13 protein-coding genes are annotated in these 17,182 nt (G+C 63.1%); 9 read left to right on the top strand and 4 right to left on the bottom strand.

The features are described from left to right. The first annotated feature begins 60 nt into the window (after window positions 1-60). The 9 genes from B5G16_RS03515 to B5G16_RS03475 all read left to right on the top strand — a co-directional run bounded on the left by B5G16_RS03515 (window position 61) and on the right by B5G16_RS03475 (window position 12,239). On the top strand, window positions 61-3,774 hold the full coding sequence (locus B5G16_RS03515; protein WP_087261158.1) for a phosphoribosylformylglycinamidine synthase: 3,714 nt from the start codon (window positions 61-63) through the stop codon (window positions 3,772-3,774). Window positions 3,775-3,810: 36 nt separating this feature from the next. Then, a complete protein-coding gene (gene purC, locus B5G16_RS03510) occupies window positions 3,811-4,527 on the top strand; it encodes a phosphoribosylaminoimidazolesuccinocarboxamide synthase (protein ID WP_087261156.1) in 717 nt (238 codons plus the stop codon). A gap of 1 nt (window position 4,528) precedes the next feature. Then, window positions 4,529-5,947: an amidophosphoribosyltransferase gene (purF, locus tag B5G16_RS03505; protein ID WP_087261154.1), complete on the top strand. Its 1,419-nt coding sequence runs from the start codon at window positions 4,529-4,531 to the stop codon at window positions 5,945-5,947. A gap of 27 nt (window positions 5,948-5,974) precedes the next feature. Then, entirely contained in the window at window positions 5,975-7,000 is a 1,026-nt protein-coding gene (gene purM / locus B5G16_RS03500; protein ID WP_087261152.1) for a phosphoribosylformylglycinamidine cyclo-ligase, read from the top strand. 4 nt (window positions 7,001-7,004) lie between these two features. Further along, window positions 7,005-7,577: a phosphoribosylglycinamide formyltransferase gene (gene purN / locus B5G16_RS03495; RefSeq protein ID WP_087261150.1), complete on the top strand. Its 573-nt coding sequence runs from the start codon at window positions 7,005-7,007 to the stop codon at window positions 7,575-7,577. Between the two features lie 4 nt (window positions 7,578-7,581). After that, window positions 7,582-9,111, top strand: coding sequence for a bifunctional phosphoribosylaminoimidazolecarboxamide formyltransferase/IMP cyclohydrolase (gene purH / locus B5G16_RS03490; protein WP_087261147.1), 1,530 nt, complete (start codon window positions 7,582-7,584; stop codon window positions 9,109-9,111). 19 nt (window positions 9,112-9,130) lie between these two features. Then, entirely contained in the window at window positions 9,131-10,378 is a 1,248-nt protein-coding gene (gene purD / locus B5G16_RS03485) for a phosphoribosylamine--glycine ligase (RefSeq protein WP_087261145.1), read from the top strand. An 11-nt stretch (window positions 10,379-10,389) separates the two neighbouring features. Further along, complete coding sequence (folD, locus tag B5G16_RS03480; RefSeq protein WP_087261141.1) at window positions 10,390-11,235, top strand: bifunctional methylenetetrahydrofolate dehydrogenase/methenyltetrahydrofolate cyclohydrolase FolD; 846 nt, start codon at window positions 10,390-10,392, stop codon at window positions 11,233-11,235. Between the two features lie 209 nt (window positions 11,236-11,444). Beyond that, entirely contained in the window at window positions 11,445-12,239 is a 795-nt protein-coding gene (locus tag B5G16_RS03475; RefSeq protein ID WP_087261139.1) for a class I SAM-dependent methyltransferase, read from the top strand. Between the two features lie 42 nt (window positions 12,240-12,281). Here the strand turns inward: B5G16_RS03475 and B5G16_RS03470 are convergent, their stop codons facing one another. The 4 genes from B5G16_RS03470 to B5G16_RS03455 form a co-directional block, all read right to left on the bottom strand. After that, on the bottom strand, window positions 12,282-13,667 hold the full coding sequence (locus tag B5G16_RS03470; protein ID WP_087261137.1) for a GNAT family N-acetyltransferase: 1,386 nt from the start codon (window positions 13,665-13,667) through the stop codon (window positions 12,282-12,284). Further along, a complete protein-coding gene (locus tag B5G16_RS03465) occupies window positions 13,660-15,657 on the bottom strand; it encodes an LTA synthase family protein (protein ID WP_239405943.1) in 1,998 nt (665 codons plus the stop codon). The genes B5G16_RS03470 and B5G16_RS03465 overlap by 8 nt, the downstream gene beginning before the upstream one ends. Window positions 15,658-15,733: 76 nt before the next feature. Beyond that, complete coding sequence (gene nadC / locus B5G16_RS03460; RefSeq protein ID WP_087261135.1) at window positions 15,734-16,588, bottom strand: carboxylating nicotinate-nucleotide diphosphorylase; 855 nt, start codon at window positions 16,586-16,588, stop codon at window positions 15,734-15,736. A gap of 68 nt (window positions 16,589-16,656) precedes the next feature. After that, window positions 16,657-17,181, bottom strand: a complete 525-nt coding sequence (locus tag B5G16_RS03455) for a hypothetical protein (protein WP_239405942.1) — start codon at window positions 17,179-17,181, stop codon at window positions 16,657-16,659. Window position 17,182 lies beyond the last annotated feature (1 nt).

The raw sequence follows: 17,182 nt of genomic DNA, 5'->3' as shown, positions 1-17,182 counted from the left end.
GGAGGGGCGGAGGAGGCCGGACGAGACCGCAAGGAAGAACAAGACAAACAACAACAATAAATGAACACGACCGATTATCGTATTTTCGTCGAGAAACTGCCGCGCTTCCGGGTGGAGGCGGAGAGTCTTCGGCGCGAACTGAACACGAATCTGAACCTTTCGCTGCGCGAACTGCGTCTGCTGAACATCTACGACCTGTTCGGCTTTACGGAGGAACTGCTCGAAAAGAGCCGTTACACGGTCTTCGGCGAAGTGGTGACCGATGAGGTGAGCGATACGTGCGACCTTGCGGGCCGCAAATACATCGCCGTGGAGTGCCTGCCCGGGCAGTTCGACCAGCGGGCCGCCTCGGCGGTGGACTGCGTGCGGCTGATCGACCCCGAAGCACAGGTGAACATCCGCTCGGCGAAGCTGCTGCTCTTCGACGACGGCGTTACCGAAGAGGAACTGGCCCGGATCCGCCACTACTACATCAACGCCGTGGAGTCGCGCGAGAAGGACCTCTCGGTGCTGACGGACATGGAGCAGGCCGAGGTGAAGCCCGTTCAGGTGCTGGACGGATTCCGCGAGATGACGGACGACGGGTTGGAGCCTTACTGCAAGCGGATGGGGCTGGCGATGAACGCCGACGACCTCTACGAGGTGGTGAAGTACTTCCGCGAGGAGGGCCGCGACCCCTACGAGACGGAACTGCGCATTCTGGATACCTATTGGAGCGACCACTGCCGCCATACGACCTTCACGACCGAACTCGAAGGCATCACCGTCGAGGAGTCGTTCGTGAAGGAGGAGATCGAGGATTCGCTGGCTTTGTACCTGCGGATCCGGCGCGAGCTGGGGCGCGAGCACAAGAGCATCTGTCTGATGGACATGGCGACGATCGGGGCCCGCTACCTGAAACAGAAGGGGCTGCTGGACGATCTGGAAGTCTCGGAGGAGAACAACGCCTGCTCGATCTATGTGGAGGTGGACGTTGACGGAAAGCCCGAGACGTGGCTTTTGCAGTTCAAGAACGAGACGCACAACCACCCGACGGAGATCGAACCCTTCGGCGGTGCGTCGACCTGTCTGGGCGGTGCGATCCGCGACCCGCTGTCGGGCCGCAGCTACGTCTACCAGGCGATGCGCGTGACGGGTGCCGGGAACATCTACCTGCCGGTTTCGGAGACCCTCGCCGGGAAATTGCCGCAGAGCGTCATCTCGAAGAAGGCCGCGGCGGGCTATTCGAGCTACGGCAACCAGATCGGACTGGCGACGACGCACGTGCGCGAGATCTACCACGAGGATTACGTGGCCAAGCGTCTGGAAGTGGGCGCCGTGGTCGGAGCCGTGAAGGCGGAGAACGTGCGGCGCGAACGCCCGGCTCCGGGCGACCGGATCATCATGTTCGGCGGCCGGACGGGCCGCGACGGCATCGGCGGAGCGACGGGTTCGTCGAAGGAGCACGATGCCAAATCGTTGGAGACGTGCGGCAGCGAGGTGCAGAAGGGCAACGCCCCCGAGGAGCGGAAACTCGAACGGCTGTTCCGCCGTCCGGAGGTGACGCGCCTCGTCAAGAAATCGAACGACTTCGGCGCGGGGGGTGTCAGCGTGGCGATCGGCGAGCTGGCCGACGGTCTGGACATCTACCTCGACCGGGTGAAGACGAAATACAGCGGTCTGAACTCCACGGAGCTGGCCATCAGCGAGTCGCAGGAGCGCATGTCGGTAGTCGTCGAGGCGAAGGACATGGAGGAGTTCATGGGCTACTGCCGTGAGGAGAACATCGAGGCGGTGCACGTGGCCGACGTGACGGACACGGCGCGGATGCGGATGTTCAACGGCGGGCGCAAGGTGGTGGATTTGAGCCGGGCGTTCATCGACAGCGCGGGTGCGAAGCACTACGCCGAGGCGAAGATCGGTGCGGTGGAGAACCGCAACCCCTTCGAGCGGACGATCGGGGGCGCCACGGTGGCCGAACGCTTCGCCAACAACCTGAAAGACGACAACGTCGTTTCGCAGCGGGGTCTGATCGAGATGTTCGACTCGACGATCGGCCGCTCGACGGTGCTGATGCCCTTCGGCGGACGTACGCAGCGGAGCGAGACGCAGGTTTCGGTGCAGAAGCTCCCGACCGACGGATATACCGATACGGCCAGCGTGATGGCCTTCGGCTACAACCCCTTCGTGGCGAAGTGGAGCCCCTACCACGGTGCGGCCTACGCCGTGGTGGAGGCTGCGGCGAAGGTCGTGGCGTCGGGCGCCCGCTACGAGCGGATGCGCTATTCGTACCAGGAGTACTTCGAGCGCATGACCCGGGATGCCGAGTCGTGGGGCAAGCCGCTGGGGGCGCTGCTGGGCGCCTTGAAGATGCAGGTCGAACTGGGACTGCCGTCGATCGGCGGCAAGGACTCGATGTCGGGGACGTTCCAGCATATCAACGTGCCGCCGATGCTGATGGCCTTCGGCATCACGACGGTCGACGCGCGGAGGGTGATCTCGACCGACCTGAAAGGCGCCGGACACCGGCTGTACCTCGTGCGCCACACGCCGCATGAGAACCGGATGCCCGACACGGCGCAGTTGAAGGAGAACTTCACGTTCGTGAGCGACCGGATCGCCGAAGGGAAGATCCTTGCGGCGTGGTCGGTGGGCTTCGGCGGCGTGGCCGAGGGCGTTGCGAAGATGGCCTTCGGAAACGGCATCGGCGTGGAGGTCGAGATGGAGGAGTCGAAACTCTACGACTATGCCTACGGCTCGATCCTCGTCGAGTGCGAGGGAACGCTCGAATTCCCGCGTGCGGAGCTGGTGGGCTTCACGGTGGAGGATGCGGCGGTGACGGTCGGCGGCGTGCGCATGCCGCTCGACGGGCTCTACCGTGCCAATACCGAGCGCTTTGCGGCCGTCTACCCGGACAAGGGCATGAACTCGGCCGAGGTAATGACCTCGCAGCCTGCGGAGAAGCGCTTCACCTATCCGGGCGAGGCCGTCGAGCACCCGCTGGTCTACATTCCGGTCTTCCCCGGCACGAACTGCGACTACGATACGGCGAAGGCGTTCCGCCGGGCCGGCGCCGAGGTGGAGATGAGCGTGCTGTGCAACATCGCGGGGGATGACATCCTGCGTTCGATCGCCGAGATGAAGGAGCACATCCGCCGGGCGCACATCTTCGTGTTGAGCGGCGGCTTCTCCTCGGGCGACGAACCCGACGGAAGCGCCAAGTTCATCGTCAACGTCTTGAACAACAGGGATATCATGACGGAGATCCACGCGCTGCTGGACCGCGGCGGCCTGATTCTGGGCATCTGCAACGGATTCCAGGCGCTGGTCAAGTCGGGCCTGCTGCCCTACGGTCGCTTGGGCATGGTCACGAAGGAGTCCCCGACGCTGTTCCGCAACGACATCAACCGCCACATCTCGCAGATCGTAACGACGCGCGTGGCCTCGACCAACTCGCCGTGGCTGTCGTCGTTCCGCGTCGGCGACCTCCACTCGATCGCCGTCAGCCACGGTGAAGGGAAGTTCGTGGTGAGCGAAGAGCTGGCCCGCGAACTGTTCGCGGCGGGTCAGGTGGCCTTCCAGTACGCCGACGCCGAGGGGAGTCCCACGGCCGAGGCTCCGTACAACCCCAACGGTTCGTCGTACGCCATCGAGGGCCTCGTCTCGAAAGACGGGCAGATCCTCGGCAAGATGGGCCATACGGAGCGCTGGGAGGAGAACCTCTTCAAGAACATCGCCGGCAACAAGGAGCAGACGCTCTTCGCGAACGCCGTGGCCTATTTCCGGAAGAGATAAGAGTGACATAACCGCATAACAGGAAGATACGAATCCATGAAACAGCTCGAAATGCTCTACGAGGGCAAGGCCAAGCAGGTGTTCCGCACGGATGACCCCGAAAAGATCATCATCCGCTATACGGATGCCGCCACGGCGTTCAACAATATCAAAAAGGCCACGATCGAGAACAAGGGCGTGCTGAACAACGCCATTTCCACTATCATTTTCAACGAGTTGCACAAGGCCGGCGTGAAGAGCCACTACATCGCGACGCTCAACGACCGCGACCAGGTTTGCCGCCGGGTGACGATCATTCCTCTGGAAGTGATCGTGCGCAACGTCATCGCCGGTTCGATGGCCCAGCGTCTGGGCATCGAGGAGGGCACGCAGCCGTCGAACACGATCTTCGACATCTGCTACAAGCGGGACGAACTGGGCGATCCGCTCATCAACGACCACCACGCCGTGGCGCTGGGTGTGGTGACCTACGAGGAACTCGGAGACATCTACCGCATGGCGGCGCAGATCAACGAGATCCTCAAGGCTCTGTTCGCACGGATGAACATCAAGCTCGTGGACTTCAAGATCGAGTTCGGCCGCACGTCGGACGGCGAGATCGTGCTGGCCGACGAGGTGTCGCCCGACACGTGCCGGCTGTGGGACATGACCACGGGCGAACGGCTCGACAAGGACCGTTTCCGCCGCGACCTGGGTCGCGTGCGCGAGGCCTATGAGGAAATATTGGCGCGTTTGAAAAAAATTACCGAATAACATGAGGAAAGAAGTGATCCGCGACCGCGAACTGCACGAGGAGTGCGGGGTCTTCGGTATCTACGGGGTGCCGGATGCCGCTTCGCTGACCTATTACGGACTCCATGCGCTGCAACACCGCGGGCAAGAGGGTGCCGGGATTGTCTCGGTGGATGAAAAGGGTACGTTCCGCCGCATCAAGGGCGGAGGCCTGGTGACCGAGGTCTTCAACGAGGAGAAACTCGCTGGGTTGAAGGGCTCGATGGCCATCGGCCACGTGCGTTATACGACGGCCGGCGGCGGCGGATTGGAGAACATCCAGCCGTTCCTGTTCCGTCACAATACGGGCGACTTCGCCCTGGCCCACAACGGCAATATCGTCAACTCGAAACTCCTGCGCGAATATCTCGAAAACCGGGGCAGCCTCTTCCAGTCGACCTCCGACAGCGAGATCCTGGCCCACCTGATCAAGAAGGAGACGCGTTACCACGACCGTCCGCGCATCTTCTCGATCATCGATGCGCTGAACATGCTCGAAGGAGCCTTCGCCTTCCTGATCATGACGGCCAACCGCATCTATGCGTGCCGCGACAAGTACGGACTGCGGCCGCTGTCGATCGGGCGTCTGGGCGACGGCTGGGTCGTGGCCAGCGAGACGTGCGCCTTCGATGTGCTGGGTGCGGAGTTCGTGCGCGACGTCGAGCCGGGCGAGATCGTCACCATCGACCGACAGGGGATTCGCAGCCGCGACTATTCGCAGTACAAGCGTCACGAGATGTGCTCGATGGAGTACATCTACTTCGCGCGTCCGGACAGCGACATCGAGGGCTGCAACGTCCACGCCTACCGCAAGGAGTCGGGACGCCTGCTGTGTCAGGAGGCTCCGGCCGAGGCCGACATCGTGGTCGGCGTTCCGGATTCGAGCCTGAGCGCCGCGATGGGTTATGCCGAGGAGAGCGGCCTGCCCTATGAAATGGGCCTGATCAAGAACAAGTATATCGGCCGGACGTTCATCCAGCCGACGCAGGAGTTGCGCGAAAAGGGCGTGCGGATGAAACTTTCGGCCGTGCGTTCGATCGTCAAGGGCAAGCGCGTGGTGCTGGTCGACGATTCGATCGTGCGGGGCACGACCTCGCGGAGGATCGTCACGATGCTCAAGGAGGCCGGCGCCACGCAGGTTCATGTGCGCATTGCCAGCCCTCCGATGATCGGTCCCTGCTTCTACGGTGTCGACACGTCGACCTACGACGAACTGATCTCGGCGCGCAAGAACATCGAGGGAGTCCGTCAGGAGATCGGGGCCGATTCGCTGGCGTTCCTCTCGCCCGAATCGCTGCTGCGGGCCGGCAACCGCTGCGAGTTGTGCATGGCCTGCTTCACGGGCTCGTATCCCACGGCGCTGTACGAGTCGATGGAGAATGCCAACAAGGACAATAAATGAGTAGGAATCTTAAAACCATGAATAGCTATGGCTCAAAGTTATGAAAAGGCCGGTGTGAACCTCGAAGCCGGTTACGAAGTGGTGCGGCGCATCAAGAAACACGTCGCCTCGACGGCCCGCACGGGCGTGATGGGCAACATCGGGGCGTTCGGCGGGATGTTTGACCTTTCGGCCTTGCAGGTGAAGGAACCGGTGCTGGTGAGCGGCACGGACGGCGTGGGTACGAAACTCAAGCTGGCCTTCCAGATGGACAAACACGATACGATCGGCATCGACGCTGTGGCGATGTGCGTCAACGACGTGCTGGCACAGGGTGCCGAGCCGCTGCTGTTCCTCGACTACGTGGCCGTGGGACACAACGAACCGCAGAAGATCGAGGCCATCGTGGCGGGAGTCGCCGAGGGATGCCGTCAGGCCGGCTGCGCCCTGGTGGGCGGCGAGACGGCCGAGATGCCGGGCATGTACGCCGACGGGGAGTATGATATTGCCGGATTCACGGTGGGCGTGGTCGAGAAGTCGAAGCTGATCGACGGATCGAAGGTCCGCACGGGCGACGTGCTGGTGGGCATCGCGTCGAGCGGCGTCCACTCGAACGGGTTCAGCCTCGTGCGCAAGATTCTGGACGACAACTATTTCGATCTGCATCGCAGTTATCCCGAGCTGTCGAACAAGCTGCTGGGCGAAGTGCTGCTCACGCCGACGAAGATCTACGTGAAGCAGGTCCTCGAGGTGATCCGGCAGTGCGACGTCCACGGCATCAGCCACATCACGGGCGGCGGCTTCGACGAGAACATCCCGCGCATCCTGCACGAGGGACAGGGGTTGGAGATCGAGGAGGGTTCGTGGGAGATCCTGCCGGTGTTCCGCTTCCTGGAAAAATACGGACAGGTGTCGCACCGCGAGATGTTCAACATCTTCAACATGGGTATCGGCATGGTCATCGCGCTGGATGCCGCGGAGGCCCCGAAGGCCATCGAGATCCTCACGGAGCAGGGCGAGCGCGCTTCGGTCATCGGACGTGTCACGGACACCGAGGGTGTCGTCATCCGGTAGGGCCATGCACCGCCTTGCAGTCTTCGCCAGCGGCAGCGGCACGAACTTCGAGGCCATCGTGACGGCCTGCGAGCGGGGCGAACTGCCCGCAGAGGTCGTGCTGATGGTCTGCGACAAACCCGGGGCGCGGGTCATCGAGCGGGCCCGGAACCACGGCGTCGCGACCTTCGCCTTCGCACCGAAGGAGTACGCCTCGAAGGCCGACTACGAACGCGAGATCATCGCGCGGCTGGACGCCGCGGGGGTCGAGCTGGTCTGTCTGGCCGGGTACATGCGGATCATCGGCGAGGAGCTGCTGACGGCCTATGCGGGTCGGATCATCAACATCCACCCGTCGCTGCTGCCGGCCTTCCGCGGGGCGCACGCCATCGAGCAGGCGTTGGAGTACGGCGTCAAGGTCTTCGGCGTGACGATCCACTACGTCGATGCCGAGCTCGACGGAGGGCGGATCATCGCCCAGCGCGCCTTCCCCTACGAGGGGCACGACATCGCGGAGTTGGAGCCGATGATCCATGCGGTGGAGTATCCGCTTTATGTCGAAACGATTGGAAAATTATTGAACGCAAAAAAAGAATAGCAACATGCGAGCATTGATCAGTGTAAGCGACAAGACGGGTGTCGTGGAGTTCGCCAAGGGGTTCCGGGCGCTCGGTTGGGAGGTGATCGCCACGGGCGGTACGATGAAACTGCTGCGGGAGAGCGGCGTCGAGGTCATCAACATCAGCGACGTGACGGGATTCCCGGAGATCTGCGACGGACGGGTCAAGACCCTCCATCCGAAGGTGCACGGCGGACTGCTGGCGCGCCGCGACGACCCCGAGCACCTGAAAGCCCTGAAGGAGAACGGCATCGAGTTCATCGACCTGGTGTGCGTGAACCTCTACCCGTTCCGGCAGACGATCGCCAAACCGGACGTGAAGATGGAGGATGCCATCGAGAACATCGACATCGGCGGTCCGTCAATGCTGCGTTCGGCAGCCAAGAACTGGGCCGACGTGACGGTGGTATGCGATCCGGCGGACTACGGACAGGTGCTGGCGGAGATCAAGGCCGGCGGCAACACCGAAAAGGCCACGCGGCTGAAACTCTCGGCCAAGGCCTATACCCATACGGCGGAGTACGACGCGATGATCGCCACCTACATGCGGGCACAGGCGGGTCTGAACGAGAAACTCTTCCTGGAATTCGACCTCGTGCAGTCGCTGCGCTACGGCGAGAACCCGCACCAGGGGGCGAAGTTCTACCGCGAGGAGCACAAGGTGCCCTATTCGCTGGCCTTTGCCCGCCAGCTGAACGGCAAGGAGCTGTCGTACAACAACATCCAGGATGCCAACGCCGCGCTGTGCATCGTGCGGGAGTTCGACCGTCCGTTCTGCGTCGGGCTGAAACACATGAACCCCTGCGGGGCGGCCGTGGGCCGGGATGTCGTCGAGGCGTGGACCAAGGCCTACGAGGCCGACAAGGTCTCGATCTTCGGCGGGATCGTCGCCACGAACTGCACCGTGACGCGCGAGGCGGCCGAGCTGATGAAGCCCATCTTCCTGGAAATCATCATGGCCCCGAAGTTCGACGAGGGGGCTTTGGAGGTGCTCTGCACGAAGAAGAACCTGCGCCTGTTGGAGGTCGACATGACGAAGGGCGCCGTGGATCCGAAGCAGTATGTGAGCGTCAACGGCGGCCTGCTGGTGCAGGACCTCGACGTGGCGACCAGGGAGGTGACGCCCGAGATGTGCGTCACGAAGGCGAAGCCCGCTGCGGAGCAGATGGACGATCTGAACTTCGGCTGGCGCATTGTCAAGCACGTGAAGTCGAACGCCATCGTGGCCGTGAAGGATGGCCGCACGTTAGGCGTCGGCGCCGGACAGATGAACCGCATCGGTTCGGCCGAACTGGCGTTGAATCAGGCGCGTGCCGCCGGTGTGACGGAGGGTATCGTGCTGGCGTCGGACGGCTTCTTCCCCTTCGACGACTGCGTGGCGCTGGCTGCCGGGTACGGCGTGACGGCCATCGTGCAGCCGGGCGGTTCGGTGCGTGACGAGGATTCGATCCGCAAGGCCGACGAGAAGGGCATCGCCATGTGTTTTACCGGCGAGCGCCATTTCAAACACTGATCCGAAAAACAGAACGCCCATGAAAGTACTGGTAATCGGCGGCGGAGGCCGCGAACACGCCATCGTCGATGCGCTTTCGCGCTCGGCGCAGGTGGAGAAGATCTTCTGTGCGCCCGGCAATGCGGGCATTGCGCGTCAGGCCGAGTGCGTGGCCATCCGGGAGACCGAGGTGGAGCGTCTGCGCGACTTCGCCGCGGCGGAGGGCGTCGGACTGACGGTCGTGGGTCCCGAGGTGGCGCTGGCGGCCGGCGTGGTCGACTGCTTCAAGGCTGCGGGGCTGCGTATCTTCGGCCCCACGAAGGCGGCGGCCCGCATCGAGTCGTCGAAGGAGTTTGCCAAGGAGCTGATGGCCAAATACGACATTCCGACGGCGGGATTCCGTGCCTTTACGGAGTATGAGGCGGCCCGCGAGTATGTGGCCGGGCGTCCGTTCCCCGCGGTGCTGAAATACGACGGACTGGCTGCCGGAAAGGGCGTGGTGATTGCACAGACGATGGAGGAGGCCGATGCCGCCTTGAAGGACATGCTGCTGGACGACAAGTTCGGCGAGGGCAAGGTCGTCGTCGAGGATTACCTCGAAGGTCCGGAGTTCTCGTTCATGTGCTTCGTCTCGGGGCACCGCGTCTGGCCGATGGCGCTGGCACAGGACCACAAGCGTGCCTGGGACGGTGACAAGGGACCCAACACGGGCGGCATGGGGGCCTATTCGCCGCTGCCGTTCATCACGGCGGAGGACGAACGCTATGCGCTGGAACGGATCCTGCAACCCGTGGCTGACGCGATGGTCGCCGAGGGGTGTCCCTTCGAAGGGGTGCTGTACGGCGGTCTGATGAAGACGGCGCAGGGCATCAAGGTCATCGAGTTCAACGCCCGTTTCGGCGATCCCGAGACGGAGGTGGTGCTGCCGCGTCTGAAAAGCGATATCGTCGATATCTTCTGCGCCGTGGCCGAGGGGCGCGACACGCGGTTGGAGTGGCACGACTTCGCCGCGCTGGGGATTGTGCTGGCCTCGAAAGGCTATCCCGGAAGCTATGAGAAGGGACATGAGATCACCGGCCTTGAAAATGTCGAGGGAACGGTCTACCACATGGGTACGAAGGCCGACGGCGACCGCATTGTGACGGCCGGCGGCCGCGTGCTGTTCGTCGTGGGGCGGGGTGCCACGCTGGCCGAGGCCCGCGAGGCGGCGCTGCGCGACGTGGCGCGCATCGGGTGCGACAACCTCTACCATCGTACGGACATCGGACACTGGGCTTTTGATAAATAACGGATAACGAAATGATAATCAGCGGAAAGGAACTTTCGGCCCGGTTGAAGGCCGAGATGGCGGAGCAGGTGAAGACCTTCCCTGCGAAATACGGGCGCGTGCCCCATCTGGTGGTGATTCTCGTGGGGGACAATCCGGCGAGCGTGAGTTATGTGACGGGCAAGGCGAAGGCCTCGGCCGAGGTCGGGATCCGCAACACGACGCTCCGCCGCCCGGAGTCGATTCCGGAGGCGGAGCTGCTGGGGCTGATCGCCGAACTGAACGCCGATCCGGAGGTGGACGGCATTCTGGTGCAGCTGCCCCTGCCGAAGCATATCGACGAGAGCAAGGTGATCGAGGCGATCGACAAGGCGAAGGATGTGGATGGGTTCCATCCGCTGAATGTGGCGGCGCTGTGGCAGAAACAGCCCTGCACGCTGCCCTGCACCCCGAAGGGGATCATCCGGATGCTGACGGCTGCCGGGGTGGAGATCGCCGGGAAGCGCGCCGTGGTGATCGGCCGCAGCAACATTGTGGGGCTGCCGGTCTCGAAGCTGCTGCTCGATGCGAACGCCACGGTGACGATGGCCCACAGCCGCACGCGCAACCTCGCCGAGGTGACGCGCGGGGCGGAGATCCTGGTCGTGGCCATCGGGCGTCCGAAATTCGTGACGGCCGACATGGTGGCCGACGGTGCGGTGGTCATCGACGTGGGTGTGAACCGCGACCCGGAGACGGGCAAATTGTGCGGCGACGTCGACTTTGCGGCCATCGAGCCGAAGGCATCGGTCATCACGCCGGTGCCGGGCGGTGTCGGTCCGATGACGATCTGCTGCCTGATGGAGAACACGATCGAGTGCTTTTTGAGAAACCGCTGATGCGCTTCTTGGATGCTCCTTGGATGAAACCGGCCCTTTCCCTTGCGGAGGGTCGGTTTTTCTGTCTCCGGGGCCGGATCACGGGTTTGGGGCCGCATCCCGCGATGCACTGTCGGGATGGTAAGATGAGGGGAGGCGGGAGGATTGAAAATCAGTAGTTCTGGGTATTGCCCGGTGTGTGCGGACAGCCTACCTTTACCGAAAAAACGATGGAAAAGATCCGACCCCTTCTGGCGGAGGTTCCCGCCACGTTGCTCGTGCCGCTTTGGGCACGAGCCGAAGAACAGAAACGTTCTGATCCGCTGGTCCGCGATCCCCGATCGGCGGAGATTCTTCGGGCGCTCGATTTCGATTTTTCCCGCTTTTCGGGAGGCTGGATGTCACAACTCGGGTGTTGCATCCGCACGGTGATTCTCGATCGGGAAGTGCAGCGTTTTTTGGACGCACATCCCGGTTCGACGGTCATCAATCTCGGTTGCGGACTCGATACCCGGGTGTCGAGGCTCTCCGGGTACACCTGCTGGTATGATCTCGACCTTCCGGAGGTGATTGCCTTGCGATCGCACTTTTTCACCGAGACGGAGCAGCGGCATATGATAGCCTCATCGGTACTTGACAGCGGCTGGATGGAACGCATTATGGCTCCCGGTCCGGTACTGATCATTGCCGAGGGGTTGTTCATGTATTTTTCGGAGGAGGAGGTGACTTCCCTGCTGGATGCGTTGGCCCGATATTTCCCCAAGGCCGTGCTGCTGGTTGAGATGCTTGCTCCGCTGCTGGTCGGCCGGAACCGGATGCACGATGTCGTGAAGAATGCCTCTTTCAAATGGACTCTGTCCGACAGCCGCGATTTCAGCCGGCTGAATTCCCGCCTGCATTATGATTGTGAATGGTCCTATTTCGATATGGCTCGTCGACGCTGGCGTTATTTACGGCTGATTCATGGGATCGGGTGGGTACGCCGCAATATGAACAACCGTATCGTAAGGTTGCATTTCGAATGAAAGAGTGGCGGGACCGGGGCCAAAGCCCGGTCTCGCGTTTGTTTATCGGCGGAAAGTGGCCGTCAGCGACTCGGGCAGCGGGGCGGAGGCGTCGCGCCGCCAGACCATCGCCCGGTCGGCGGCCGCATCGCCCGTCCCGAAGTCGAACCCGTCCTCCGAATGGAAGGTCACGGGAAGCTCGCCCCCGAATCCGAATCCTTCGTAGAAGCCGCGGAGCCACTCCTTGCCCGGGGTGGGGATCAGGAAGGCGGCATCGTCGCCGCGTTCGGCGATACGCGTCATGGCCTGCCGCATGAGCTGCGAGGCCAGGCCGCGGCGGCGGGCCGATTCGGCCGTGGCGACGCCGTAGATGTAGGTCGTGCGTCCGAGTTCGGTCTCGAACGGCAGGAGGTGGAGCATCGCCACGGTGCGTCCCTCCTCCCCGATGGTCAATGCCCGGCGCCGCGAGTAGTAGCGGATCAGGAACGAGTCGACGAAGTCGTCGCCGTCGCCGAACGCCTCCATCCACAATCGTTTGCAGGCCAGTTCGTCGGGGTGGAGGTGGATTGCCTGGAATTTGTGTTGCAGGAAGGCCGGGTGGTAGGAGAGCTTCGCACGCCGGAGCCCTTCCAGCCCGAGGTCCTCCTCGCGGTTGATGAGCGTGAAGCGTGCGGGCAGGTGCTCGGCGAAGCGTTTGTTGATGATCGTGAAGGCCCCGTCGTACTCCGTGTCGGCCTTCTCGACGTGGGTGTCGAACGTGTGGTCGTTGACCGCCGAACCGTAGGTGAAGGCTGCCAAACGGTCGCCCACATAGATGCAGCCGCCCGTGAGTCCCAGCTCCGCGAAGTGTTCGAAGGCCCGCTGCATGGCCCGCTGTTCGGCGCACAGCTCCGAGGTATGTCCCTCGTGGACCTTCCGCCATTCGCGTTCCAGGGCCATGCACTCCTGGAACCGCTCCGGGGTCAGCTCCTCGTAGCGGTAATCGGGGTATTCCGCGGTGAAGCGGTTGATGTGGTTGCGCTTGGGCTGGTAGCGGCGTCCGGGCAGCGTGCGCAGGTCGTCGGCGTTGTAGACATAGTCTTCGAGCGCGCGGTCCGACTCGAAGGCGAACTCTCCGGGGTGCATCCGCCGGATCATCTCGCGTCCCTCGTCCGTCAGTCCGATGATGCGCAGGCGCTGTCCGTGGGCGTGGGCGTCCTCGCGCAGCTGCGGGAGGATCGGTCCGAAGTCGCCCGCTCCGACCGGCTGCATGTAGCCGATGCGCTCGCCGCCGTCGATCTGGAAGCGGATCACCAGAAAGCCTCCGACCTCGGCCCACGCGCTGTGGTAGACCGCCTGCCAGCAGTACATGTTGGCAAAGGCCAGGTCGCAGTTGCAGATGCCCGAAGGCATCGTATAGCGCTCGATGACGCTGCGGTCTTCGAGACGGACGGGATGGAACTCAATCATGAACCGTGTAATTCTTTTGTGCGATGCGCCCGTAGTATTGCTGGACGAGGGCCTGGAAACGCCGGACGAGGCTGTCGGCCGCCGGGGCGGAATCTCCGGGACCTGCCGGAGCGGGACCGGCGGAGGTTGCCGGGGTTGCGGAGACCGCGGGCGTGAAACCGAGCGGATTCCCCGCATCGTCGAGCGTGAGGATGCCGTCGTCGGTCAGGGCCCGGAACTGTCCGTCGTAGCTCACCGACCAGCGGGGACGCTGCGGCTCGTTGAGCACGTCGCGCCCGAAGGCGAAGTAGGGCTCGCGGTTGCCCGTGAGGCCCAAGAGCGTCGGCATCAGGTCGAGTTGCTGCGTGACCTCCGTGACTTCGCCCCGCAGGGCGCCGTCCGGCGTGTACATGAAGCCGAGGATGTGCATGTTGCCCGGGTAGGAGCGGGTCTTTTCGGCGAATTTCTCCGACGAGACGTGGTCGGCCACGAAGACGAAGATCGTGTGCCGGAACCACCCCTCGCCGCCGAAGCGTTCGAAGAAACGGCGGAAGGCCTGGTCGTCGTAGGCCACGCCCTTGTGGATTTTGGTGTAACCGTCGGGGAGCGTCGCGGCGTATTGTTCGGGCACGACGAACGGGTGGTGCGACGAGAGGGTGAACAGCGAGGCGAAGAAGGGTTCGGGCATGGCCGCGAGCTCCTCGCCCATGAATTGCAGGAAGGGTTCATCCCAGATGCCCCAGTAGCCGTCGAAATCACCCGTGCCGTGGCGGGCTTCGTAGTCTTCGCGGCTTACGAGCCGTTCGACGCCCGCCGAACGGGCGTAGGCCCCGAAGCCCATCGAACCGTGCTCCGAACCGCAGAAGAAGGCCGTCGTATAGCCCCGGTCGGCGAGCATGGCCGGCAGCTGGCGGCTCCGGCCGAGCGACTGCGGCATCAGCACGAAGGGGGTGCGGAACGACGGGATGCTGCCCAGCACCGACGGCATGGCCTGAATCGAGCGCGAACCGTTGGCATACATCCGCCGGAAGGTCAGCCCCTCGCGCATCAGCGAGTCGAGGAACGGCGTGAATCCCTTCTGCGGAAGGTCGGCGTAGACCTCCGGGCACAGGTGTGCGGAGTGCTCGGCCGACATGCTCTCCATGATGAAGATCACGATGTTGCGCGGGCCGAGGTTCAGCGACGTGCTGTCGGCCGGCTGGTGCTCGGGCGTGAAGTGTTGCGGAAGCTCCTCCTCGGTGAAGATGCGCGGGAAGTTCCCGTTTTCGGAGTTCCCCGCGGTGCGGAGGATGCAGAAGGGGTTGCTCAAAATGAGGTTTGCCTTACCGCTGTCCGAGGTGTAGAGCGTGGCGTTCGAGAGGGTGATCGGGCGTGTCATGCGCGTCATGCCGCCGCGGGCTCCGGCGATGCTCAATCCGGCGGCGAGGGACAGGAGGAGCGTCCCGCCCACGTAGTAGGGCCAGCCGCCGCGCAGCAGGCTCTCTTCACGCACCCGGCGGCGGTAGGCCCAGGTCAGCAGCGCCGTGAGCGCCGCCCACACCACGACAAGGTACCAGTTCTCGGCCATGAACTTCCCGACGAGTTGCAGCGAATTGTCGTTGTCGGCGAAGAAGATCTCGTCGGCGGTGAACCGCTTCTGCGTATAGCGGAAATAGACCGTATCGGCGAGGTTCGTGGCCACGACGAGCAGCGAGTTGACCACGACGTAGTAGCCGTAGAGCAGGCCGCGGTACCAGCGTCGTTCGCGCAGGTGCAGCGGCAGCAGCGAGAGCAGGATGAACAGCCCGTCGGCGTAGACCACCGACACGGTGTCGAATTTCAGCGCTCCGGCCAGGAGCGGTCCGATTTCGCCGAAGGAGAGCGGACCCAGCTGGGCGATGTTGTAGAGGTAGAACGTGAGACGGCACAGCATCAGCACCGCATAAAGCACGACCAGCCGCCACACCAGCATCCCCAGCGGTGTGCGGAGCAGGCGTGACGGCAGTGCCGTTTTCCGGGACGTTCGTTCCATCGTGTATTCGTGCGTTTCCGAGTGTAGGCGGGTTTCGGCATCCGAACTCCTTTCTCTGCCCCCCCCCGGAATCCGTTTATTCGCAGGCTTTGAGCGACATGTCGAGCGAGCGGATCTGGTGGGTCAGCGCTCCGACGGAGATGAAGTCCACGCCGCAGGCGGCATATTCGCGCAGCGTGTCGAGCGTGATGCCGCCGCTGGATTCGGTTTCGCAGCGTCCGGCCACCTTCTCGACGGCCTGGCGCGTCATCTCGGGCGTGAAGTTGTCGAACATGATGCGGTCGACACCTCCTGCGGCGAAGACCTCGTCGATATCCTCCAACGTGCGCACCTCGCACTCGATCGGCAGATCCTTGCCTTTGGCTTTGAGGTATTCGCGGGCGCCGGTGATCGCCTGGCGGATGCCGCCGGCAAAGTCGATGTGGTTGTCTTTCAGCAGGATCATGTCGAAGAGGCCCATGCGGTGGTTCTCGCCGCCGCCGAACTTCACGGCCATCTTGTCCAGCACGCGCATGCCGGGTGTGGTCTTGCGCGTGTCGAGCACCCTGGTGTGGAGCCCTTCGAGCTGCTTGACGTAAACGGCCGTCTGCGTCGCTACGCCGCTCATGCGCTGCATGATGTTCAGGAGGATCCGCTCGGCCTGCAACAGCGAGCGCAGGCGTCCCGAAACGTAGAAGGCCACGTCGCCGGGCTTCACTCGATCGCCGTCCCGGAGTACCTGCTCGAAGCGCATCTCCGGGTCGAGGCGGTTGAGGACCAACTGTGCGATCTCGATGCCGGCGATCACGCCCTCCTGCTTGCACAGCAGGCGCATGCGTCCGTGTTCATCCGCGGGAATGCAGCAGAGCGACGTGTGGTCGCCGTCGCCGATGTCCTCCTTGATGCAGAGTTCGATCAGTTCGTCCACAAAGGGCTTGTATTCGGGTTTCATAACTTGGCTTGTTTGAGATTTACGGTGCAAAGTTAACACTTCGCGCGCGGATCTCCGCGTTCCGGCAGCTATTTTTTTACCAGCAGCCGTCCTTCGTACTCCATGCGGTAGGTGCCCATGCAGGTGAAGGCCATGTGGAAGAGGGTCCCGTCGATCGTGCCCTCGATCTCGGTAAGCATGAACTGGGGAAAATCCTGATAGTCGTAGCCTCCCGTTTCGTTCGGAAGTTTGGCCTGCGGAATGAAACTTTCGGCTGAAAAGGTGAGCGAAGCTCCCTCACCTCCGGTATAGGGTATCCGGTAGATGCGCATCTCCTGCCCGGGCATATCGGGGGCGAAGCGTGTCTGGTGCATGTAGATGACCAGCCCCTTGTCACCGTGGATTTCGAACCACGCCTCCGGATCGGAGTAGGTCGAGTTGTCCTTCGTGTTGGTTACCTTGGCCGTTCCGTAGAAGTGCATGGTCTGGCCCGAGTAGACGCCGTCGACAATCTCGGGATTGCTCGTCGCGTACTGGACGCCTTCGTCGGCTTCGTCGTTGCAGGCGGCCAGCGCAAAGGCCGCCAAGCTCATCATCAACAGTTTTTTCAGCATG

Origin of the sequence: Alistipes sp. An66 (genome assembly GCF_002161445.1) — a bacterium.
Lineage (GTDB): Bacteria > Bacteroidota > Bacteroidia > Bacteroidales > Rikenellaceae > Alistipes > Alistipes cottocaccae.
The sequence above is the reverse complement of the archived record's forward strand: the minus strand, read 5'-3'. Positions and strand labels throughout refer to the sequence as shown.

Coding starts and splice junctions, on each gene's coding strand:
- B5G16_RS03465 (WP_239405943.1), bottom strand. CDS start 15,657: ATGGAACGAACGTCCCGGAAAACGGCACTGCCGTCACGCCTGCTCCGC.
- nadC (WP_087261135.1), bottom strand. CDS start 16,588: ATGAAACCCGAATACAAGCCCTTTGTGGACGAACTGATCGAACTCTGC.
- B5G16_RS03475 (WP_087261139.1), top strand. CDS start 11,445: ATGGAAAAGATCCGACCCCTTCTGGCGGAGGTTCCCGCCACGTTGCTC.
- B5G16_RS03515 (WP_087261158.1), top strand. CDS start 61: ATGAACACGACCGATTATCGTATTTTCGTCGAGAAACTGCCGCGCTTC.
- folD (WP_087261141.1), top strand. CDS start 10,390: ATGATAATCAGCGGAAAGGAACTTTCGGCCCGGTTGAAGGCCGAGATG.
- purC (WP_087261156.1), top strand. CDS start 3,811: ATGAAACAGCTCGAAATGCTCTACGAGGGCAAGGCCAAGCAGGTGTTC.
- purN (WP_087261150.1), top strand. CDS start 7,005: ATGCACCGCCTTGCAGTCTTCGCCAGCGGCAGCGGCACGAACTTCGAG.
- B5G16_RS03455 (WP_239405942.1), bottom strand. CDS start 17,181: ATGCTGAAAAAACTGTTGATGATGAGCTTGGCGGCCTTTGCGCTGGCC.
- B5G16_RS03470 (WP_087261137.1), bottom strand. CDS start 13,667: ATGATTGAGTTCCATCCCGTCCGTCTCGAAGACCGCAGCGTCATCGAG.
- purF (WP_087261154.1), top strand. CDS start 4,529: ATGAGGAAAGAAGTGATCCGCGACCGCGAACTGCACGAGGAGTGCGGG.
- purM (WP_087261152.1), top strand. CDS start 5,975: ATGGCTCAAAGTTATGAAAAGGCCGGTGTGAACCTCGAAGCCGGTTAC.
- purD (WP_087261145.1), top strand. CDS start 9,131: ATGAAAGTACTGGTAATCGGCGGCGGAGGCCGCGAACACGCCATCGTC.
- purH (WP_087261147.1), top strand. CDS start 7,582: ATGCGAGCATTGATCAGTGTAAGCGACAAGACGGGTGTCGTGGAGTTC.